The sequence below is a fragment of the Pseudoalteromonas sp. P1-26 genome, from assembly GCF_001401795.1.
GTDB lineage: Bacteria > Pseudomonadota > Gammaproteobacteria > Enterobacterales > Alteromonadaceae > Pseudoalteromonas.
In genome coordinates this window covers 1-22,120 of the sequence record NZ_LKDX01000061.1, presented here as the reverse complement: position 1 = coordinate 22,120, position 22,120 = coordinate 1, and the positions used below count along the sequence as shown (strand labels likewise).

21 protein-coding genes and 1 pseudogene are annotated in these 22,120 nt (G+C 39.6%); 9 read left to right on the top strand and 13 right to left on the bottom strand.

Features of this window, described 5'->3' with window-relative positions; genetic code table 11:
• The first annotated feature begins 815 nt into the window (after positions 1–815).
• Positions 816–1,097, top strand: a complete 282-nt coding sequence (locus tag AN394_RS19415) for a hypothetical protein (RefSeq protein ID WP_054564086.1) — start codon at positions 816–818, stop codon at positions 1,095–1,097.
• A 140-nt stretch (positions 1,098–1,237) separates the two neighbouring features.
• Here AN394_RS19415 and queE read toward each other — a convergent pair whose 3' ends face one another.
• Entirely contained in the window at positions 1,238–1,903 is a 666-nt protein-coding gene (queE, locus tag AN394_RS19410) for a 7-carboxy-7-deazaguanine synthase QueE (RefSeq protein ID WP_055022313.1), read from the bottom strand.
• Positions 1,904–2,025: 122 nt separating this feature from the next.
• Here queE and queC point away from each other — a divergent pair, with 122 nt between their 5' ends.
• Complete coding sequence (gene queC / locus AN394_RS19405) at positions 2,026–2,706, top strand: 7-cyano-7-deazaguanine synthase QueC (RefSeq protein ID WP_268795049.1); 681 nt, start codon at positions 2,026–2,028, stop codon at positions 2,704–2,706.
• 40 nt (positions 2,707–2,746) lie between these two features.
• Here the strand turns inward: queC and AN394_RS19400 are convergent, their stop codons facing one another.
• From AN394_RS19400 to AN394_RS19385, 4 genes are all read right to left on the bottom strand, one after another.
• On the bottom strand, positions 2,747–4,921 hold the full coding sequence (locus AN394_RS19400; protein WP_055022312.1) for an exonuclease domain-containing protein: 2,175 nt from the start codon (positions 4,919–4,921) through the stop codon (positions 2,747–2,749).
• A 66-nt stretch (positions 4,922–4,987) separates the two neighbouring features.
• Positions 4,988–5,176, bottom strand: coding sequence for a DUF3185 family protein (locus AN394_RS19395; protein ID WP_054553751.1), 189 nt, complete (start codon positions 5,174–5,176; stop codon positions 4,988–4,990).
• 75 nt (positions 5,177–5,251) lie between these two features.
• Positions 5,252–6,661 carry a HAMP domain-containing sensor histidine kinase gene (locus AN394_RS19390; protein ID WP_055022311.1) on the bottom strand — a complete coding sequence of 470 codons (1,410 nt, stop codon included), beginning with the start codon at positions 6,659–6,661 and terminating at the stop codon, positions 5,252–5,254.
• Positions 6,661–7,335, bottom strand: coding sequence for a response regulator transcription factor (locus tag AN394_RS19385; RefSeq protein ID WP_054564072.1), 675 nt, complete (start codon positions 7,333–7,335; stop codon positions 6,661–6,663). Before AN394_RS19385 ends, AN394_RS19390 begins: the two co-directional genes overlap by 1 nt.
• A 175-nt stretch (positions 7,336–7,510) precedes the next feature.
• Here AN394_RS19385 and AN394_RS19380 point away from each other — a divergent pair, with 175 nt between their 5' ends.
• Genes AN394_RS19380 through AN394_RS19370 form a run of 3 tightly spaced genes read left to right on the top strand, consistent with a single transcriptional unit; the run spans position 7,511 to position 11,496 of the window.
• Entirely contained in the window at positions 7,511–9,454 is a 1,944-nt protein-coding gene (locus AN394_RS19380) for an LTA synthase family protein (RefSeq protein WP_055022310.1), read from the top strand.
• A gap of 15 nt (positions 9,455–9,469) precedes the next feature.
• A complete protein-coding gene (locus AN394_RS19375; protein ID WP_054564074.1) occupies positions 9,470–11,095 on the top strand; it encodes a phosphoethanolamine transferase in 1,626 nt (541 codons plus the stop codon).
• Between the two features lie 20 nt (positions 11,096–11,115).
• Entirely contained in the window at positions 11,116–11,496 is a 381-nt protein-coding gene (locus AN394_RS19370; protein WP_054564075.1) for a diacylglycerol kinase, read from the top strand.
• Here AN394_RS19370 and AN394_RS19365 read toward each other — a convergent pair.
• The 8 genes from AN394_RS19365 to AN394_RS19330 all read right to left on the bottom strand — a co-directional run bounded on the left by AN394_RS19365 (position 11,493) and on the right by AN394_RS19330 (position 17,485).
• A complete protein-coding gene (locus AN394_RS19365) occupies positions 11,493–11,726 on the bottom strand; it encodes a hypothetical protein (protein WP_054564076.1) in 234 nt (77 codons plus the stop codon). The genes AN394_RS19370 and AN394_RS19365 overlap by 4 nt on opposite strands.
• Positions 11,727–11,790: 64 nt before the next feature.
• On the bottom strand, positions 11,791–12,540 hold the full coding sequence (locus tag AN394_RS19360) for a hypothetical protein (protein ID WP_055022309.1): 750 nt from the start codon (positions 12,538–12,540) through the stop codon (positions 11,791–11,793).
• Between the two features lie 3 nt (positions 12,541–12,543).
• On the bottom strand, positions 12,544–13,266 hold the full coding sequence (locus AN394_RS19355; RefSeq protein WP_055022308.1) for an SIMPL domain-containing protein: 723 nt from the start codon (positions 13,264–13,266) through the stop codon (positions 12,544–12,546).
• A gap of 56 nt (positions 13,267–13,322) precedes the next feature.
• A complete protein-coding gene (locus AN394_RS19350) occupies positions 13,323–14,552 on the bottom strand; it encodes an NADH:flavin oxidoreductase/NADH oxidase family protein (protein ID WP_054564079.1) in 1,230 nt (409 codons plus the stop codon).
• A gap of 62 nt (positions 14,553–14,614) precedes the next feature.
• Positions 14,615–15,028 carry a MerR family DNA-binding transcriptional regulator gene (locus AN394_RS19345; RefSeq protein ID WP_054564080.1) on the bottom strand — a complete coding sequence of 138 codons (414 nt, stop codon included), beginning with the start codon at positions 15,026–15,028 and terminating at the stop codon, positions 14,615–14,617.
• Positions 15,029–15,042: 14 nt separating this feature from the next.
• A complete protein-coding gene (locus AN394_RS19340; RefSeq protein ID WP_235575523.1) occupies positions 15,043–16,008 on the bottom strand; it encodes a hypothetical protein in 966 nt (321 codons plus the stop codon).
• A 143-nt stretch (positions 16,009–16,151) separates the two neighbouring features.
• Complete coding sequence (locus AN394_RS19335) at positions 16,152–16,997, bottom strand: HDOD domain-containing protein (protein WP_054564081.1); 846 nt, start codon at positions 16,995–16,997, stop codon at positions 16,152–16,154.
• Between the two features lie 188 nt (positions 16,998–17,185).
• Positions 17,186–17,485 (bottom strand): hypothetical protein, encoded by a 300-nt coding sequence (locus tag AN394_RS19330; RefSeq protein WP_054564082.1) that lies wholly within the window; start codon positions 17,483–17,485, stop codon positions 17,186–17,188.
• Between the two features lie 275 nt (positions 17,486–17,760).
• Here AN394_RS19330 and AN394_RS19325 point away from each other — a divergent pair, with 275 nt between their 5' ends.
• The 4 genes and pseudogenes from AN394_RS19325 to AN394_RS21785 form a co-directional block, all read left to right on the top strand.
• The gene (locus AN394_RS19325) at positions 17,761–19,551 is read left to right on the top strand and encodes an ATP-binding protein (protein ID WP_054564083.1); all 1,791 of its coding nucleotides are present in this window, start codon (positions 17,761–17,763) and stop codon (positions 19,549–19,551) included.
• Between the two features lie 227 nt (positions 19,552–19,778).
• Positions 19,779–19,979 (top strand): hypothetical protein, encoded by a 201-nt coding sequence (locus AN394_RS19320; RefSeq protein WP_054564084.1) that lies wholly within the window; start codon positions 19,779–19,781, stop codon positions 19,977–19,979.
• Between the two features lie 248 nt (positions 19,980–20,227).
• Entirely contained in the window at positions 20,228–21,607 is a 1,380-nt protein-coding gene (locus tag AN394_RS19315; protein WP_054564085.1) for an alpha-amylase family glycosyl hydrolase, read from the top strand.
• A 229-nt stretch (positions 21,608–21,836) separates the two neighbouring features.
• Positions 21,837–22,120 (top strand): annotated as a pseudogene (locus AN394_RS21785) (transposase); the annotation flags it as partial.

The following is a 22,120-nucleotide window of genomic DNA, read 5'->3' as shown; positions in this document are numbered from 1 at the left end:
GTTACGAGTTACGAGTTACGAGTTACGAGTTACGAGTTACGAGTTACGAGTTACGAGTTACGAGTTACGAGTTACGAGTTACGAGAACATAGTAAAAAAGCGTTGCCATGGTGCAACGCTTTTTTGTTTTTAAGGCCACTGACTCAATTGACAAACTTATATAAATAGCAGATAAAATAGGAATAAATTTAGGTTTAAAACAAGTATATTGTTCATCTACAAGTTACCTAACTAGAACCCTTTATGCAGTGCTTTCAAGAGCCCAAAAGTATAGGGCTTACCGAAATAAGAGAGCGTTAACTATGCTATTAAAAGAAAAGTTAGTTATTTTATTGGGTGTTATTTGGTTCTCACTAGGAGTGATCTTTGTTATCGGTTTCGAGCCAATTGAAAAATTGTTAATATGCCTAGGCTTCTTTATATACTTTTATAGATATATATATGCTTTTATTCTTAATAAAAGCATATATGCCCCTCACACAGGTCAGGAGATCCCTCCTGTGCCTGAAAACAAAATATTGAGATTAGTATTATTTTTTCTTGGAATTTTTTCTTGCACTGGATCAACTTTCTTTGTTGGTTAAGATGGAGTTACGAGAACATACTAAAAAAGCGTTGCCATGGTGCAACGCTTTTTTGTTTTTAAGGCCACTGACTCAATTGACAAACTTTTATAAATAGCAGATAAAATAGGAATAAATTTAGGTTTAAAACAAGTATATTGTTCATCTACAAGTTACCTAACTAGAACGCTTTATGCAGTGCTTTCAAGAGCCCAAAAGTATAGGGCTTACCGAAATAAGAGAGCGTTAACTATGCTATTAAAAGAAAAGTTAGTCATTTTATTAGGTGTGATTTGGTTCTCATTAGGAATGATCTTTGTTATCGGTTTCGAGCCAATTGAAAAATTTTTAATATGCCTAGGCATCTTTGTATATTTTTATAGATATATATATGCTTTTATTCTTAATAAAATAATATATGCCCCTTATACAGGTCAGAAGATCCCTTCTGTGCCTGAAAACAAAATATTGAGATTAGTATTATTTTTTCTTGGAATTTTTGTTTGCACTGGATCAACTTTCTTTGTTGGTTAGGATGGAGTTACGAGGAACATAGCAAAAAAGCGTTGCCATAGTGCAACGCTTTTTTGTTTTTAACTAGAAAGATTAAACCCCGTGTCTACTTTATCGGGGTCAGATCACAGATCAGACGGCTGACGGCTGACGGCTAAACCCTAACTAATTCCTAAATACTTATGTACTTGAATCGATAAACGCCAATTCTTTGCAATACAGGTTTCAATGGCAAGTTTAGTTGCTGAGGTTTTTTGGCTAATTGGTTGTAGATACACTAAACGCGGATTCACACCTGTTTTTAAGAATAAATCTTCGAGCTCTTCCACATGCTTTTGCATTGCCACTGGGTGTTTAATTTCATCAGCGCGTTGCATTGCACTGCGTAATACTTTATAGCCACCACGCATATTAATTTTTGGTGATACAGTCACCCATGTCTGCTCAGGGACTAAAATCTCAAATGTACCGCTGGTTTCAATTTGAGTCGAATAGCCATTTGCGTGTAATAATTCACACACTGGATTTAGGTCGTACATGCAAGGCTCACCACCAGTGATCACCACATGCTTTGCGTTGTAGCCTCGCTCTATAAATAGCGCTAACACTTGCTCAGCTGTTGCTTCAGCCCAATGATCTGAGTCTGCTTTTTTCTCAACGGTGTCATCAAGTGACACTTTATATACGTTATCAACGTCCCATGTTTGTTTTGTATCACACCAAGCACAGCCCACAGGGCAGCCTTGTAAACGTAAAAAGATTGAAGGTGTACCCGTAAAGCTCGCTTCACCTTGAATTGTTTCAAACACTTCGTTAATTTTGTACAAAAGACATCTCACTTACGACGCAACGGTATAAAATACATACCATCAAAAAAACCAAAAACACGCGCAAAAATTGTTATTTAGGCCCGAGCCGTGTAGTATATCGCGCCCTGAAGTAAACCTCTATCAAAAGTAAGAGCAAAACAGATATGACGCAAAAAGTAGTTGTGATTTATTCCGGCGGTATGGACTCATTTACCGTATTAAATAAAGCCCTGCAACAAGGCCACGAAGTGTATGCCCTGTCGTTCGACTACGGCCAGCGTCATGTTAAAGAGCTTAAAGTAGCTGCTCAAGTATGTGAAAAGTTAGGTGTTTCTCACAAGATTGTTGATATTTCAGCGATCAACCAGTTGATTGGTGGCTCATCACTAACTGATGATATCGAAGTACCAGAAGGTCACTACGAAGAAGAAAGCATGAAGAGCACAATTGTGCCTAACCGTAACATGATTTTACTATCACTGGCTGTGGGTTATGCGGTGTCTTTAAAAGCTAGTAAAGTTTATTACGGTGCCCATTCAGGCGATCATGCAATTTATCCAGACTGTCGCCCTGAGTTCGTACAAAAAATGGATGATGTTTGCCGTATTGCCAATTACGACGCTGTTGAAATTTTCAGCCCGTACTTAAACAATACCAAAATCGACATTTTGACAGACGGTTTAAAAATGGGTCTTGATTACAGCCAAACATGGACCTGTTACAACGGCCGCGACAAAGCCTGTGGTAAATGTGGTGCTTGCCAAGAGCGCTTAGAAGCCTTTGCTTTAAATAACGTTACTGACCCTATCGAATACGAATAACCTTATTTAAAATGGGGCAGATTAAGTTTACAAGGCGAGTTTAACTCGCCTTTTTTGATTGTGTTTGTTGAATCAGGTTTAACAGTTCTGCTGTGGCAGTTGCATCAGCTAACGCTCTATGATGATTCGTTAAATTCAATTCAAAATGTGCCGCTAAGTTACCGAGCGAATATGACTTAAGCTTTGGAAATGCCTTGCGTGATTCAACTACGGTACATAGCTTTGGCATTTTAAAGCCCTGCCCGATTGCACTGTACTCTTTGCGAATAAAGCCGTAATCAAAATTTACATTATGGGCAACAAATACGCTGCCTTTTAATAGTGAGCGCAGTGTATCGGCAACCTCTGCAAAGCGTGGCGCATCACGAACCATAGCGGCGTTTATCCCCGTTAACTTGGTGATAAAAGCAGGAATACTGCGCTCAGGATTGATTAAACTCGCCCATTGTTTAATTACTTCGCCCGCTTGTAACTGCACAACGGCTATTTCAGTAATTTTATTATTACCTTGTACGCCACCGGTGGTTTCTATATCCACCACACTATAAATTCGATTCGGATCATTAAACCAATTTACCGCAACGATATTCACTGCAAAGCCATGTTGCTTTAATACCTCAATACTGACAAGTTGGTTGCGTCTTAGTTTGTCGCCAGGGGCTTTCACTTCTTCAAAGGTGAGCTTATCCCCTTTAAGCACCATCAAGTCTGGGTAGCCGTCTTTGAGCTGCTTAAAGGTTTTTGTCATTTGTAGTAAATGCGCTTTTAAATTTTCAAGCGGGCTGTGTTTTATTAATACCTCTAGCGGCTCTAACATATCGCTGTGCCACACAAACACAGCGTTAGGGGCTTCATAAAACTGCCCCACGTTTTTGCAAACATATTTATATAAAGCTTCATTACTAGTGAATTTTGCAAGCTTTTGCTCAATTTGTGTTTGTTGAACTGTGTAAAAACAATCAGCCAGCAACACCTTTGGATAAAGATCAAATTCATTACATGGCGGGTGCGGGGTCTCTATAAAGAGTTCTTGCCAGAACGTTAAGGTAAAAAAACTCAACCAAAGATTATTCTCGGTAAAAAATACTGTATTACCAAGCTGCTGATAATGCTCGCACACTCCTTGCTCTACATCGCCACGGTAAATGTCATCAATCTCTAATTGATGCTCTGTATCGATGAGCATTTGTGTTAGGCGTGAGCGTTGTTGCTTGTTATATTTACGCTGTAAAAAGTCCTCTGCAAAATACAAAATGCCATCATCTAGTGGGTCTAGAATAACTTGTTCAAGCTTTTGTTCTACCCAGCTTTTATCACCTTGTTTGTAACGCTGGCGAATTGCTAGCTCTTGCGCTTCACTGCTACCTTCACAGTGCTCAAGTAATTCAAATGCAAATGCTAAGTCATGATCTTTAAGCTGCTTGTATAAGCGGATCAATAACTTGTTTTTGATACTCTGGGCTAATTCATCTTCAGAGTTAATGGCTAAAAGCGCTTGGGCTAATTTTTGATACTGTAATTCTGACTCGCTTTCTTTGAACTGCATTCGCAGCTTATTTAATTGGTAATGCGTTTGTGCTTCGGCGAGTGTTTGAAAACGAGAGATGCTTTCACTGACATCACCACGCACTTTTGCAATTCCCAAATCACGCATCACAAAACGATTTTGATGATTGATATCACCGCCACTTAGTCGGCCGCTATGTAAAAATTCAAAGTATTCATAATACTGACTTCGGCTATTGACCACGAACTGACTAAACAACGACTCTAATTCACTGTGATTGCGATCAATATGCTCTTTACACAGTTGGGTTAAGCGCTGTTTACTGGCTGACTTTTTGTAATCAGGTTGAGTTGCCATTAACTCATCATTTGCTAATAAGGTTAACAGGGTTGGTTTGGTTAAATGCTCAAGCAATAGATCTAATTCATCGCTGCTAGGATGTGCCACCAGCCCTTGCTGCTTTAGCTTAAAAGTAGCACCGTGCAGATTGGGGATCTCTTCATAATTTAATGATGACAAAGCAACGATTTTTGGCTTTCGAGAATAAATACGCAGTAAAGTACATAAGCTTTGCTCATCAAGCTGAAGGAGTTTTTCAAGAAATGTCTGCTGCTCTTCTTTAAGCAGATGCCTGCACTGAGATTGTATAAATTCAGCAAGCTCAAAGAAGTGACTTAAATAATATTTTGCTGGTAATTGTGTTTTCATAGCCAAACCCGATACTGTATATAAAAACAGTATCAGGTATTAGCTAATTGATTTCAATGTTTGCGGTTATTTAACTTTTAAAATACCCACAATTGCGCAAATTGCGCCCCCGACCATACCGAGCCAAGCTTCAATTGGTGTATCACCACTAAAAGTGCGGCTAATTTGCGCACTTGCAGAGTCATACACGTTATATCCCCATACGGCTAGCGCCACACCAATAACGATTAAAGCAATACCTATAATTTTTCCCATCGTGTTGTTCCTTATTGTTATTAATTTCTTTTTGATAACCTCAGTGTTGCACACATATTAAACGCCTGCAAAGCCTTAAGAAATAATCAAACTAAAGGTTATGTTTTGCCCACTTAACGACACCTGAAGTTCAGCGTCAATTGCTTTACTTAACGCTTTGGCAATAGATAAGCCTAACCCAAAGTTATCATTAGAGGTTCTGGCACTGTCTTTTTGCCAGAGTGGATCAAATAACTGGCTCAAATCGTCTTCTGTTAAAGGTACTTTTAGTTCATTTGTAACAGAGAATTGCAGCTTATCCTCTTTAGTCAGTAGCGTGCTTACAGTCACAACGCTCTTATCAGGGCTATATTGCTTGGCGTTATTTATAAGGTTGGTGATGATTGATTCAAGGGCAAATAAATTACTGACAATGGCAGGAATATCATCTTGAAACTCAAACTTAATTCGCTCTAAATCATGTTTTTCTAAGGTACGTAAAATAACCTGGTTTAAATCACATGCATCTTGCTTTGGGAGTGCTTCATCACTGTATTTATGCAGTAATAATAAGTTTGACACAATGCTCTTTAAACGCTGGCTAATTTTTAGCACTTCGGGTTTAAAGTCTGCCTCAAACTCTTTTTCATTTGGAAAACGAATGGCCACTTCAGCCATATTAATAAGCTCAGCTATAGGCGTTTTTAACTCATGAGCAATATCCGAGGTTAAGCGTCTTTCACGAAAATAAAGCTGGCGGTTTTCCCGTATAAAGGCATTTAAGCTATCAACAATGGGTTGCAGCTCTTTAACAGGCTCTTTTATTGTTATCACTGCACTTTTATCCGCGATACTAAGCCTACTAATATCCCGGTTTAGTTTATTCAGCGGCGCTAAAGAACTGTCGACCGATTTACGCACAAATAGACGAATGAATACAATTACTGACACAGTAGAAACAACAAAAATAACGTCGATGAGCCATAAAACAAAGTCAACTTCTTCTGATGAAGCCGCATAAGCTAAGGTTATGGGTTGTTGCAAAGAGGTGTTAACGCCTTCAATAAAGTCTTCATCATCGTCTAGGTCTAAAGGCGGTATAAAGCGAGTATAAATAACCCGCCCATTGCGACCATCAGGTAACTCGGTATTGATGATTTTTGTCTCGCCAAGCTTTATTTTCTCTAGAGGTAGGTTCTTTTGTGAGAAAAGGTGCAAGCTTTCTGAACGCGCAAACACGCCAGACTGCGACCAAATTTGAAAATACTCAGTTTCTGTACTGCCAGAAAACTCAGGCATGAATTGCCCTGAAAAATCAAAATCAATTTCTTCTTCGTCAATATCAATCAATGACATAAGCATGCCGGCTTTTGATTTCAAACCACGATTAAATTCGTTATCAATCCAACTATCAACGGCGATATCGGTAGCAACTAAAATACTCAGCACTAGCCCAGTTATAGTAATCGATAATGTGGTTACTAACTTACTGCGAATTGATTTCATTATTTTCCTTGAATGATATAACCAAAACCACGCTTAGTTTGAATAGGTAACTCGCTACCTGCTGCCCTCACCTTTTTACGCGCCGATGATAAATGTGCTTCAATGGAGTTTTTTGAAACTAAGTCATATTGCCCAGCAATATAGGTACTTAACTTTTCAGCTGTGATCACTTTGTTTTGATTACTAAACAAGCACTCGACTATTTTATATTCGTTAGGGGTTAAATCGATAACGGTGTCGTTAACTTGCAAAAGTTTTAATTGTAAATTTAAAGCCAAGTTATCAATGCGGATCACATCACTGATTGTTTTCAGGCCGCCGCGACGCATTAAATTTAATAACCGTGCATGCAGCTCATCAAACGAAAATGGTTTGGTCAGGTAATCATCCGCCCCGGTGAGTAGTCCTTTTACTCTATCTTCTGGTTCTTGCTTGGCAGATAAAATAAGCACACGAACGTCGAGCTGCTTTGCTCTTATGGTTTGTAATAACGTAATGCCATCAATACTGGGTAACATAATGTCGAGTATGATTAACTCGTACTCACCAGTCATTGCCATACTCAAACCTTCAGCGCCATCGCCGGTTTCATCAATAGTAAAACCTAGGTTCTCAAGACCAATTCGTAGACTACGTCTTAATGACACCGAATCTTCTATAATCAACAATTTCATATGTTACTCATTTAGGTGAAAACCGCTTTAGTGTCATCAGGTTACGCTTTGAATCTTAAGATTCACTTAAGATTTACTGAAGTTTTTCTAGTTTAGAAAATATTAAGATTACCATAAGGATTTCTTAAGTTTCGATTCCTAGTATTGCCGTAGTTTCGATTAAGTAAGTACGACTATGACAACAAAACTTTCTGTTTTAAAACCTTTGTTCCGTTTTTCATTAATTTTAATGTCAGTTTTTATACTGTCGAGAATAGCCTTGCTAGTATGGCAACATCAAAGGTTAGCTGATGGCGATAGCCTTACCGTTTTATTTGGCGGCTTAAGAGTCGACTTAAGCAGCTTAGGCTACTTGTCAGCCTTGGCTGTTTTAATGTTAGTCGCTGATGTGCTTTTGCGCAGCAAAACCGCTTTATTTCAGCATGTTTTTACTTTTTATAGCAGCATAGTCGTGACTTTAATCGTGGTTGTTGAGGCTTCGACTCCCGCGTTCATTACTCAATACGATGTGAGACCAAATCGCTTATTTGTCGAATACCTAGACTACCCCCAAGAAGTCTTTTCTATGCTGTTACATGGCCACCTATTTGCCATGATAAGCACCTTAATTATTGCAACGCTTAGTTGTGTGTTTGCGTATCGTTATATAAATGCGGCATTTAGCAAACAGCAAAATACTAAAACGGTAAGCCAAGTAGTGATACTCGTTACAACTTTATTGGTTTGCTTAATTAGCGCAAGAGGCACTGTAAGCCACCGCCCGTTAAACCCTGCATTAGTGTACTTTTCAAATGACTCACTAGTTAACTCCTTGGCCCTTAATTCAACTTACAGTGTTGCATTTGCTATTAAGAATATGGGCAATGAAAAAAATGCCAGTAGTTTATACGGTACCATGCCACGTGATGAGATTTTACAAACAGTAAAGCAAGCAGCCTATAAACAGCAGTTTATCACTGAGAAAATCCCTACCCTTGCCAACAACACACCTTTTAACACAGGCAAACAAAAGAATTTAGTGATCATTTTAGAAGAAAGCTTAGGCGCACGCTTTGTTGGCGAACTAGGTGGCATAGGTGTGACTCCTGAGCTCGATAAGCTTTATCAACAAGGCTGGGGGTTTGATAACTTATACGCCACTGGCACACGCTCTGTTCGAGGGATTGAAGCGGTAACAACCGGGTTTACCCCATCACCTTCGCGCTCGGTGGTCAAACTTTCTAAATCTCAGCGTAACTTTTTCTCACTTGCTGACGTATTAACCCGCACAGGCTATACCACCCAGTTTATTTATGGTGGTGAAAGTCATTTCGATAATATGAAAAGCTTTTTCTTAGGCAATGGCTTTAGCGATATTGTCGATATTAATGACATGCAAAACCCTGAGTTTATTTCGTCATGGGGAGCAAGCGACGAAGACTTGTTCAATCAAGCTGATATAGAGCTAAGTGAGCTAAATAAATCGGGCAAACCATTTTTCAGTCTTGTGTTTACCTCAAGTAACCACGACCCATTCGATATTCCAGAAGGTAAAGTAACACTGCCTGAAGGCCACGACCCAGAAAACGTCAAACGCGATCTAGCAATCAAATATGCTGATTATGCTCTTGGTAAATTCATCGCGAAGGCAAAAACGCAAGATTACTGGCAAGACACCATCTTTTTAGTGGTTGCAGATCATGATGTGCGCGTGTTTGGTTCAGAGCCTGTACCGCTAAAATCTTTCCACATCCCTGCTGTGATCCTAAATAGTGATATGGATGCAAAGCGCGATACACGCTTAGTCAGCCAAATTGATTTACCTGTTACTTTGTTGTCGTTATTAGGTGTTGAGCAAGCAACCCCCATGCTTGGTTATGATTTAACTCAACAATACCCTGTTGAGCGCGCCATGATGCAGTACTACGACAACTTTGCTTACGTAGAAAATGGTGAAGCCGTGATCCTGATGCCAAACCAAAAAGTAAGCTATTGGCGCTACGACCCTTCAAGTAAAAAGCAAGTAGCCATCGATAACACAGATAGCAGCGTTGAGCTTGCCAAAAAAGCCCTGGCTCACGTCTTATTTAGCAATTTAGCTTATGCCGAACAGCTGTATCGCTTACCAAATAAATCGTAGCGATGAGGAATAATTATGAGCACGCAAATCAAACAACTCCTTACTAATAAGTGGCACGTTAGCTACAGTCAATTTGTCTGGCTGGTGTCGTTGTACTTGGTTATTGCATTTAATGGCCTGTTTTTATTTAACATGCTTGAAGCAGCCAGCAAACCTGAACATGTCAATTGGTTATTTATAGCAAGCGTACCGTTTTTCTTATTAGCATTGACGGCAATGGTGTTAAGTTGGTTATCGTTAATCACCTTCGTTAAACCCGTGCTTTTAACAAGCGTCGTGGTTTCATCGTTGTTGTTTTATGCAACCTTAAATTACGGTGTAATCTTTGATAAAAGCATGCTGCAAAATATCTTAGAGACAAATTCAGGTGAGGCATTTTCATACCTCAATGTACAAGTTATCGCTTTTATTACTGTGCTAGGCGTACTCCCTGCTTACTTGTTTTCTCGCTTTGAAATTGTCGGAAACTTTCGTGTTCGTCTTAAAAGCTTTGCGCTTCTTAACGTTACAGCGTTTTTTGCTGTAGCTGTTATTGCCGTTCCTTTTTATAAAGATTACGCCTCTGTAGGTCGTAATAATCGTCAATTAACCAGCTACATTACCCCCTTTGCATTTTACACTGCGGGCTATAAGTACCTGCGCGATAATTATTTTTATCCACCTCTACCATTTAAAGTCTTAGATAAAACACCGCACCTATTAGCTAAGCAACAAAGTTCACTGACGATTATGGTGGTAGGTGAGACAGCGCGTGCAGCAAACTTCTCACTGCAAGGTTACGACAAGCCAACTAATCAATATACCCCTAAACTTGGCGTTAAATATTTCAGTGATGTTAGTTCATGTGGCACCGCAACGGCCATTTCTGTACCTTGCATGTTCTCGCGCTTAGACCGCAATCACTATGATTCGCGCATCGCGCAAAGCCAAGAAAATGCCCTAGATATCATTCAACGAAGTGGTGTCGAAGTAACGTGGATTGATAACAATAGCAGCTGTAAAGGGGTTTGCGTACGGGTAAACTCAGAAACGGTAGAACCAACAAAGAGCAACCCACTTTGTGACGGACGCTATTGTTTTGATGAAGTACTGGTTGAAGAGTTAGCTGCAAAGCTTGCCAAAAGTCATGCGAAGCACCAATTAGTTGTACTACATATGATTGGTTCACATGGACCAACCTACTATCGACGCTATCCAGAAAAAGACAGCAAATTCTTGCCTGATTGCCCACGTAGCGATATCCAAAACTGTAGCAGTGAGCAACTTACCAATACATATGATAATACCATTGCTTATACCGACCTAGTGCTGAGTAAACTTATTAATTTACTGCAAAGCAGTAAGGCGAATGACAAAGCCCTACTGTATGTTTCAGATCACGGTGAATCACTGGGTGAAAAAGGCTTGTACTTACATGGCTTCCCGTATGCATTAGCACCTAAAGAGCAAACTCAAGTGCCTATGCTGTTTTGGAGTAATAAACTAGCCGATACCCGCTTTAATCAATGTATCGAACAGCAGCGTAACCATGCTTTTTCACACGATAACATTTTTGACACCCTGCTTGGCTTAACCCATGTACAAAGCACTGAATATCACCCAGAGCAAGATATCTTTAATGCTTGCTCAACTCAAAGCTAACGAAATAGAGACTTCATACTATGCAATTTGATAGCACTAACAAACCCATTGGCATTAAACGTATTCGCCTCGCATTCAAAAACTCCCAACGAGCATTCACCTGGTTAGCAAAGCATGAGTCTGCTTTTAAACAAGAGCTGATACTGTTAATCCTTGCAATAGCAGTGGTTTTTGTCTGGCAGATTAGCCTGTATGAAAAAATCATGCTGCTTGTATCTGTGCTATTTGTGATGTTTGCTGAAGTCGTCAATACGGCAATTGAAGCCGCCATAGACCGAATAGGCCTTGAAATTCATCCATTATCAGGCCTAGCTAAAGACTTAGGATCCGCAGCCGTACTGATTGCTCTAACAATTTGTGCGTTGGTATGGGGCGGCGTGCTTGTTAATAACCTATGCTAACTCGCTTTTTTATCATCAGGGGTGTCATTACAAAGTGCACAGTGGCGCCCTTTAGATGAATGATATAAACGGGTTGCGATAAAAATGGCCGTTGCAATAAATGACCAAAGTAGCGCAAAGCCTAATGCGCTCATTGTCTCGTGACCTTTTAGAATTTCCACCATAAATAACAAAATTGCCACCAGCGTAAAAACTTTAGTGGTTCTTAGTATCCAAAATTTTGTACCCACAACTTACTCCTTTATAAGAGGCTCCTTAGAAAGGATAAGTGTAGTTCAAAACAAGAAAAACAACCTAAAAACTTGAAGCAGGCTCAGACAATATCTGTACATTATTTTTAAATACCTCTAAAAGCCCCGGCGGTGAGTGCTCAGTACCAAGCACGGTAACATGACAGACATAACGATAACCGTTGTTAGTAAAGGTGTAAAAATGATTGCCCCCACTGCCATCAAAACTTAACGTACCGCCGGTGATCACAAGGCTTGGCTCATCTTGCATAGATTGATCTGTTTCCCATGCTGCATAGCGGTAATGATTACCTGCCAGTTCATCGATACGAATTAAATGCTGTTTTGTTTGCCAGGTTAGTATCGGCTTTGTAAATTCACGAAGGCTTTTGTGTAATGCTTGTTTTTGCTCGTCAATCAGCACTTCGCGTTGTGCTTTTTCTGACTCTGATTCATAAGGCACAGCCCAAATAGAGCCATCAAAGTCTAACCACAATTTGCCTGAATCAAACATAATGCCGCGCCAACCCATCATTTCCCAATCATGGCGAATATTTGAGTTCACGATTTTTTCAACAAACTCTTTATCAAAAATTTGCTCAAAGTTTTCTATAAGCATTTGTTCATTTTCAATTGCTGGTAGCGGCTCTTTACGCTGCAGTGGATAATGCACTCGCTTGGCAATGGCAGCTTTATCACCCTTCTTAAACGCCGCAACCACAGGTTTGACAATTTTTATGTGTTTTGTTGCAGCAAAACTACTGAATGCCATCAACAAAATGAATAGATAAACGCTGTGCTTTAAAAACTTCATCAATTACTCTACTACCAAATCAAACACAACATTGACACTTGCTCTGAAGGTAATCGATTCTTGTAAATACTTACCTTCTGGTACGGTATTAATACGTGAGCCCGTTACCATAATTCGTTCTATATTTGTGTTGCTACCATAGCCAAAGTGACTACCTACTTCTTGCGATTGAATACTATACACCCGACCAAGTTTCGCTTCGAATGAGCTAGCAAGGCTACTTCCTTGCTGTTTGGCATTCGCTACTGCTTTATCAAGAGCGGCTTGCTGGTAATCTGAAGCTTTGGTTGATAAAAGTTGAATTTGCTCGATTTGATTGACACCCACTTTAAGCACAAAATTTAAAAATCGGTCCAAAAGAGAGAGTTGTTTAAGGCTGACTTTGACCTTACGCGTGGCTCGAAAACCATCTTTAACATGGTTATCGTTTTCGTCATAGCGCATATTGGGCTCTACAAATATCCGCCCCGCAGAGATACTTTTTTCGTCTATAGAGAAATTATTTAAGCCCGCCAGGAGTTCATTTACTTGAGCATCGACTTGCTGCTTAGCCTGCACACTTTCGCTTTTTACAGCTTCAAACTCTAACGTGATATCAGCCCTGTCGGGGGCGGTACGCACAACAGCCTCACCTTTAACAACAATATGGCGATTATCCGGCAGACTTGTTGCAGCCATTGCAGAGCTGGTACATAAAACCAGTGGTAACAAAGATTTAAGCATCATAACCTCTCCCTAGAAAAAGCTATGATGCCTTGCCTGAGCAAAAATGTACACTCAGTTCAGCCGTTACTGCGGATAAATTTTAGGTACCTCTTTACTCTAAATACATCATTAATTTGTTGCTTTATGAACGCCCAGATTGGCCAAACGTTAGGATTTGCCTGTTTGTTCTTACCCAAACGCGTTAATTGATACTTTACCATTGCCATATTCGCAACCGAGGCAAGTGGTTTATTCTTCCAGGTAATTGCTGCAAGTTCTGGTGTAACGTGTGAGCCATTTCGCCACTTATCAACTAATGCTGGCTCAATTGCAAGTGCTGTCGCAATACCGACCATATCGACGCCTTCTGCAATAACCTGATCTGCCACTGATTTACGTTTAATGCCACCTGTGATCATAATTGGCATCGTCGCAATTTCACGAATTTCTTTAGCAAACTCTAAAAAGTACGCTTCACGAGCCAACGTTCTGCCATCCCGTGCACTGCCTTGCATTGCTGGCGCTTCATAACTACCACCTGAAAGCTCAACTAAATCAACATTTAACTCACCTAGCATAACAACCACTTGCTTGGCCTCGTCAAGAGTAAAACCACCGCGTTGAAAATCAGCTGAGTTTAGTTTTACCGCAACCGCAAAATGCTCACTCGTTGCGGCTTTAATTTGCTTAACAATTTCAATTAACAATCGAGCGCGATTAGCAAGGCTTCCACCCCATTGATCACTTCGCTTGTTAGTTAAAGGAGATAAAAACTGGCTCAATAAATAGCCATGCGCCGCATGCACTTCAACACCCGAAAAACCAGCTTTTTCGGCTAATGTCGCTGTTTTTACAAACCGTGTGATGATGTCTTGAATTTTGGCTTCATCCATCGCTTTAGGTGCCGAGAAGTAACTCGACATTTTACCCATGTCCATTTCCACTGCTGAAGGCGCCCATGTTTGCTGCTGCAAACTTGCTGGCATTTGTCGGCCAGGATGATTAATTTGCAGCCAGAACTGTCCACCATTTGCCTGCCCTATTTTTGCCCACTGCTGAAATAAAGCTAGGTGTTTATCATTTTCTAATACCACTCCACCTGGGCCTGTCATCGCTTTACTATCAACCATAACATTGCCCGAAATAATAAGCCCTACACCACCGTCAGCCCATGCTTTATACAAGTTAAAAAGCTGAGTTGATGGAAGTAAATTTGCATCAGCTAGGTTTTCTTCCATCGCTGCTTTTGCAACACGATTTGGAATAACAGAACCATTCGGTAATTTAAGTTCAGAAAATAAGGTCATAACAGTCTCCATAGTTGGGAATGTCAAAACTATAAGCTTAAAGTAAACTTTAAGGTCAATAGCTATTTGTCATTTTTTAACCCCATTTGTGTCAGAACACGTTTAGCATTATCTGCACAATCCATATCATCTGGCTTTGCATCAATTTCTGCGAGGATCGCTGTTAAGCGCTGTTTATTTTCGGCTAACTTTGCTTGTAATTGCTCGATATCCATCACTTTTTGTTTTAATGCATCAATAAGGTGAGCATGTTGCCAACCAGATAAATCCGCCGGTAACAGTGCTTTTAATTCATCTAGGCTAAAACCGGCTTGTTGCCCACTGACTATTAAGTTTAAAACGACTTCAGCTTCTTCAGGATACGAGCGATAGCCATTTGCTTTACGCTCAACCATTTTTAGTAAACCAATATCCTCATAAAAACGAATTTTAGACGCGCTAAGACCCGTTCGTTTTGCAAGCTCACCTATTTTCATTGTGTAACTCCTGTCTAGGGTTTAGCTTTAAAGTATGTTGGTGCATATAACGCACTTTGAAAATCAGGTACGTACTCATATTTGATCATACTGCCTAAATCAAGTGAGCGAATAAACTGTGATAATTCTCCCTGACGCAGCTCAAGGCTTACATCTTCATCAGATGTGCTTGATGCATAGCGTAAATATCGATTATCCGCATAGCCCGTTGTTAACTGCCCTTGTTGATTGTGATTCATAAAACTATTTCGAACAAATTTCTCATCGGTTGATTCATCGCTTAGCTTTTTACCTGTGATGATCACATCAGGCTGATTGGTGGCATTATCAAATAATGAAAACGTAAGTGTCTTAGGAGTATTTTTATAGCTAATTTTAGTGGTCCATTTAGGTAGATTATAGCCCACTACACCACGCACTCTCGCGAGCTCTGTATCAACGGGTAGCTTTAAAACAACACCCCAAAAGTCATCATTCCATTGGTTATTAAGTAACGAAATAACGCCTAAATTCCACGAATCTGGCTTGGTGGTGATCACTGAAATGGCTAGCTCATTGTATGTATCATTATCGCAGTAATGATAAGCATAAGCCGTTATTGCAACTAACCCTCGCCCTGGCCATAAACTTATTGGCTCAACATGCTCTAAAACACTGGCTGGGATCAATGAGGTTAATACATCAAGATCCGCGCTGAATACTGCAGTAATTTTACTGTTCTTATAGTAAAAATTTGGTGAGTAAGACTCAAAGCCCATGTCTACTTTTTGCTTTTTTATGGTTTTAAACCATGACAAATCAACACTGGGAGCCTGCTCAGCTATCACTGATAATGGGGGGTTAGAGCGATATTGGTCATACAAACCACCTTCAACAACAGGCACTTTTTCACCTGCCAGCTCAATTGTTTTAGTAGCGCTTTCTACGTAACTTGTTGTTAGTAATGCAAGCAATAAGATTAGGTTTTTGATAGTTGTCATTTTGCACCTCGTTATTCATTAAGATACAAAAACTCTAACTTTAAAGCTCACTTTAAGGTCAAGATAAAAAAAGCGAGTGATGATAACTCACCACTCGCAAACTCATCGAAGTTAAGATGATAGGAAATAAACGCTAATTGGCTTTAACTTGCCATCGCATTGTCGACGTAATCTTCGACCATATCGGCAAAATCTTGATCAACAATACCCAGCTCTGCAAAGCACTGCTCTTTAATTTTGAACCACTCGCTCGAATACTGTTGGTGGCGGGCATAGTCCACAGCACTCTCTGCACATTTTAAGATGGCGTACGCCATACGTTGTTGTTCATCATTGTTTTGCTCTAAAAAGTGCGTGTTATGATGATTTAAAATAACGTGACAAAGTGGCTTAGGTAGGTGCCAAGATACCGAAATAAAATAGCCAATCACCGCGTGGTCGCACTGATAACGTGCTTGTTCTAGGTCGGTAATCGCATACTCTTTAGCTAAATTTGCTTGCTTAAGAACCTCAACATAATCTTTAAATTTTAATGCCATAGCCGCAATACCGACATTATGAAAAAGCCCTAATGAATAAAGTTCGTCCACTGGCATTAATGACTTATAACTGTTACCAAGCTGCACACAGGCATTCGCAACTTCAACTGACTCATCCCAAAAGCGCTCTAAGCTAATACAGGCATTGCCTTTAAAATTTTGCTTAAGCAAGGCCAAGGTTACTAGCCGATTAAGCTGATCTAAGCCTAAAAACATCGCCGCTTGGCGTATATCACTAATGGTGCGTTGTAAACCAAACACCGGGCTATTTATTGTTTTTAATAATAAAGCTGAAAGACTGATGTCTCTTGATATTAGCTGAGCTATTTTATCTAAGCTTGCATCCGACTTTTGCATTTCATCAGCAATTTGGCTCAATAGTTCAGGTTTTGGTGGAATATGAAAACCGCGTTCAAGCGAAACTAGGCGTTGTTCATCTAAGTTGATCATTTGCCCAAGAGCCTCCGTTAATAAGCAACGAGCAATTTAATGGTTTAGATGTGTAAAATAACCTAGGAACTTTGCCTTAGTATTGTTTGAGATCAATGTGTTGCGAAGAAAGGAAGATTAATTATTGAAAAGCTAACACGGCATATTATAGCAAGTTGCTATTATATGCCGTCTTTTTGAAGATTTGCTTAGTGAGCAAGTACGCTAAGCCACTCATCTGGGTTTACTAAAATAAACTCAAATACATCGTTGTTATTTAAAGTAATGCGAATTCCATCTGCTGTAATTGGTAGAATCCCCGCGCCTTTACCTGAACACTTATCAACGTTATTGATGTGCGCTCGTGAAAGTGTGTATGGACCTAAGCCTAATTCTTTATTAAACGGTTCAAAAACAATTTCTTGTTCTGTAACTAAAAGCTTACCATCCGCTTTTGCGACACCTGATTGAATAGTTGCTATTGATTCTTTGACTGTTTGCGCGTGCATATCCTTTACTCCACCTAACAATGAGTGTGACTTACACTCAATTAAATCATAAAAATTGCGTACCAACTTAAGATACAGCAAGTACAAAAAAAGTACAGTGTAATTGATTGCAAAGTTTTTTATGAAGAGCTAATTATTCGCTTTAAATTAATTTTACCTTAGTTGTTAAGGTTTTTTTGTTCTCATAAAAAATCGTTCTGACTTTAGGCCCTTCTTATGTGAACAAAAAAAATACTGCTATGCTTAAATTAACAACAGATAGGTGCGGTAAACTGATGACAAAAGCGTTGCAGCAAACTAAAAACAAGTTAAAAATGAATGCAATTATAGTGATTGCATTATTAACGTCGCTCACTGTTACCTCATTATTCTTTTACAAAAATGTCGACTCACAATGGCATGACTATTCAAAAACCGCCGCTAACGTTTATGTACTTCACGACAAGCTAATTCAAAAACTCGGGTATGGTGGCTTTATTCACCATTTTAAAAACCTAGTGCTCAGAAAAAATACAGAACTGTATCTTCCCCCCATTGAAAAGGAACTCATCGAAATAAAAGAGATCCTTGCCAAGCTTAGCGCAATAAAAGAATACGATCAGACTGCGCTTACTGACGTTAAAAAAACGGTCAGTGATTATGAAAGTAAAGTCGATATTGTTTTAAAGATGATTGCTGATGGCGCGACAAGCGAGCAAATAGACTCTATAGTAAAAGTAGATGACACAGCTGCTTTGAAGGCACTTGCCGCGTTCGAGCAACATGTAAACTTAATGCTTAAAGATAAAAGCATCGCCATTGATGAAAACTTCCAAATTGCTTACATCGTGCATGTGTTAACAATCATATTGCTCACCAGCATATTGCTTATTTACTTTAGAAAACTCTCAAACTCTTATAAACAACAAATTGAGCTTACTGAGCGAGCTTTAGAAGGCGCGAGAATAAAATCAGAATTTTTAGCCAACATGAGTCATGAAATACGCACCCCACTTAATGGCATTATGGGGCTTTTACAAATTTTGCAGCCGAACATTCAAAAACCGAAAAATATAGAAGTTGTTTCTAAGGCGTTGTTTTCTTGTCGCTCACTCCTTACCATCATCAACGATATTTTAGACTTTTCGAAAATGGAGGCGAACGAGCTTTATATTGAACAGGTAGATTTTTCGATGTCGAAGGTCGTTGAGTCAATCAATTCTGATTTTCTGCCGCTTTGTAACGAAAAAGCAATTGAATTAAATATAGATATAGACGATGACGTTGAAGATTTATGGGTAGGAGACCCAGTTAGGGTTCGGCAAATTATTTTAAATCTGGTTTCTAACGCCGTTAAATTTACCGAGCAAGGTGGCGTGCAAGTAAAGATTAATAAATCTTCGCAAAACCAAAAGCAAGGTGTTGAGATAGAAGTGATTGATACTGGCATTGGTATGAATAAAGAGGGTTTAATGCACCTGTTTAACCGTTTTCAGCAAGCCGATAACAGCATAACGCGGCGTTTTGGCGGGACAGGATTAGGCATGTCGATCACCGCTAATCTCATTAACCGTATGAACGGTCGTATTGATGTAGACAGCGCACTCGGTAAAGGCACCCATTTCACGGTTTATTTACCGCTCAAAGTATCTGAAAAGCAGCACTTACATGATAGCTTTACCGATGTAACCGCACCTGTCTTATCGGCTAAAACCTTATTAATAGCTGAAGATAACCCGCTCAATACCATGATCATCAAGTCGATGCTTGCAGAAACCAACGCTGATCTTCACTTTGCAAAAGATGGCGCTGAAGCAGTCGAGCTATTTAAACAACTCAATCCCATTTTAGTTTTAATGGATATACAAATGCCTACTATGGGGGGTATCGAAGCCTGCTCACATATTCGCAGCATTGATAAAGAGGTGCCAGTTATTGCCTTGACTGCCAACGTGATGAAAGAAAATATCATCGAATACATGAATTGTGGTTTTAATGGCCACGTAGGCAAACCTATTGAAAAGCATTTACTATTTAAAGCACTGCATGACGTGATTGCTGTTAGCCGCGACGAGCTCATAGACTAGGCTTCCCAAGCAGAAAAATCATTAATTTCTATTTATTTTCAATAAATTACAAGTTTACTTCAACGTTTCCCCTGCTGATTCAATATCGTATGATTTTTATCCTATATTGATTGACTTGGCTAAAAAGATCCCTCATAGTCGAAAAAATCATCAGTACACATTAGACCAAATTATAAAACCAAGTAGCAATTAAAATGCTATCAACAAAAATGTGGAGGAGATGCGTTATGAACCGTAAGTCAAAATTAATCTACCGTATTATGCTGGCCTCTAAGCTTCATAGCCGTAATAAAGAGATATCACTCGATAAACTAAAACAAGGCTGCTGCCTAAGTGACTCTGAATTACTAACCATTATAAAAGAGCTGGAAATTAAAAAACTGATCAGTTGGGATGCCAGTAAATCTACTTTTATGATTTCAGCCTAGCTCGGCATATTTAAACGACAGCTTAGCTTTTTCTTGCTGTCGTTTTTAGATATTTCCCCACCCTATTTAATCATTTAAGTATTTAGCTACCACCTACCTCTAATTAAGCTTTTAAATAAGACCTTAATCGATTATGTAACCACATTGTGAATACGTATGCATTTAATTGTAAATATTAGCTCAGGGTATATATTTAGTCGAAGTGTTGTTTTTTCATGCAACACCTTAATTCGACAACAAGGCCTGATATGAATTCATTGCTAACCAAAAGTTTGCTTATATTATTACTAAGCCTACCTACTGCATGTACACACACTAAAACTTCAAACAGTGCCTATGAGCCCAAGCCTTACGTAAAGCTTACTCATCCTGAGTGGTCAAAAAATGCGGTGCTTTATCAATTAAATACGCGCCAATTCACTAAAGAAGGCACCTTTAATGCTGCACAGCAGCAATTGCCACGCTTGAAAGAGTTAGGCGTTGATATTATTTGGCTTATGCCCATAAACCCGATTGGTGAAGAAAACCGAAAAGGCAGTTTAGGTAGCCCTTATTCTGTAAAAGATTACCGTAAAGTAAACCCAGAGTTTGGCACATTAGAAGACCTTAAAGCATTTGTGAACAAAGCCCATGAAATGGGGATGTATATCATTTTAGATTGGGTAGCAAATCACAGTGCTTGGGATAATTGGCTTCGATATGAGCACCCCGATTGGTACGACCGAGACTACAAAGGCCAATTTAGACCGACACCGTGGTGGGATTGGTCTGACATTATCGATTTTAATTATTCAAAACCTGCAGTACGTGAGTACATGACAGAGTCGATGAAATATTGGGTAAAAGAAGTCGGTATTGATGGCTATCGCTGTGATGTGGCAGGCTTTGTGCCCGTAGACTTTTGGAATAACGTCCGTCGTGAACTCGATGAAATAAAACCAGTATTAATGCTGGCAGAATGGGAGTCTCGTGATTTACATGCTGAAGCCTTTGATATGACTTACGCGTGGTCATGGTCTGAACACATGCACAAAATAGTCAACGGCCATGCAGATGTCAGCGCCCTCTTCGTTTATTACTCATGGAACGAAAGTGCATTCCCAGCCGAGGCTTACCGCCTTGTGGGTGTTGCCAACCATGACACAAATGCATGGGAAGGCACCATGTTCGAAAACTATGGCGCTGCACTTGAAGCCGTCATTACATTATCTGTCGTTGGCGAAGGCTTCCCTATGATTTACAACGGCCAAGAAGCAGGTAACGATAAACGCCTCGCTTTTTTCGAACGTGACCCAATCAAATGGAAAAAGCACCCTATTGGTGATTTATACCAATCACTATTTGCACTCAAACATAGTAATGAAGCACTGTGGAATGGCCAATTTGGCGGCCGCATGGTACATGTGCCAAACAGCGCACCAAAACAGGTGCTTAGCTTTGTTCGTGCAAAAGGAAAAGATAAAGTATTTGCCGTATTCAACTTATCGAAAGAGCCACAAACAGTTAACTTTAAAGAGCCATTGTTTTTGGGTAAGTACACAGATGCTTTCTCAAAACAGGCAATAGAATTTACTCACACAACAGAACTAACAATTCCAGCATGGGGGTTTAGAGTGTTTATAAAATAACTCGCTCTCCTTAGCTTACTCACTCCAATGACCAAATTTGATCCCATAACCAAAACTATGGGATCAAATAATCAATTACTTTACTAACTAGACACCCACATTAATTTCTATTACTTCACAGCGTTAAACCTATGAAAAAATAACCTCTAACTAGACACCCAATTTAATATTTCTCACTTCTCATAATTATGACTAAACTTAAATTGTTCAACTCATGGAGGAGAAGAGCATGGCAACCCCCCGTAGAAGCTTAATTAGCGTTTCAAACACGCCTTACTACCATTGTATTTCACGCTGCGTTCGTCGCGCTTATTTGTGCGGAAAAGATCCACTAACGGGTCGTTCATATGAACATAGGCGCGATTGGGTTGAAAAGAAACTACTTCAACTTGGGCGAATATTTTGTATTGATATTTGCGCCTACGCTGTAATGAGTAATCACACTCATCTGGTTCTTCACATTGATATAGCAAAAGCTAAGCGTCTAAATAATAAAGCGATTCTTATTAGATG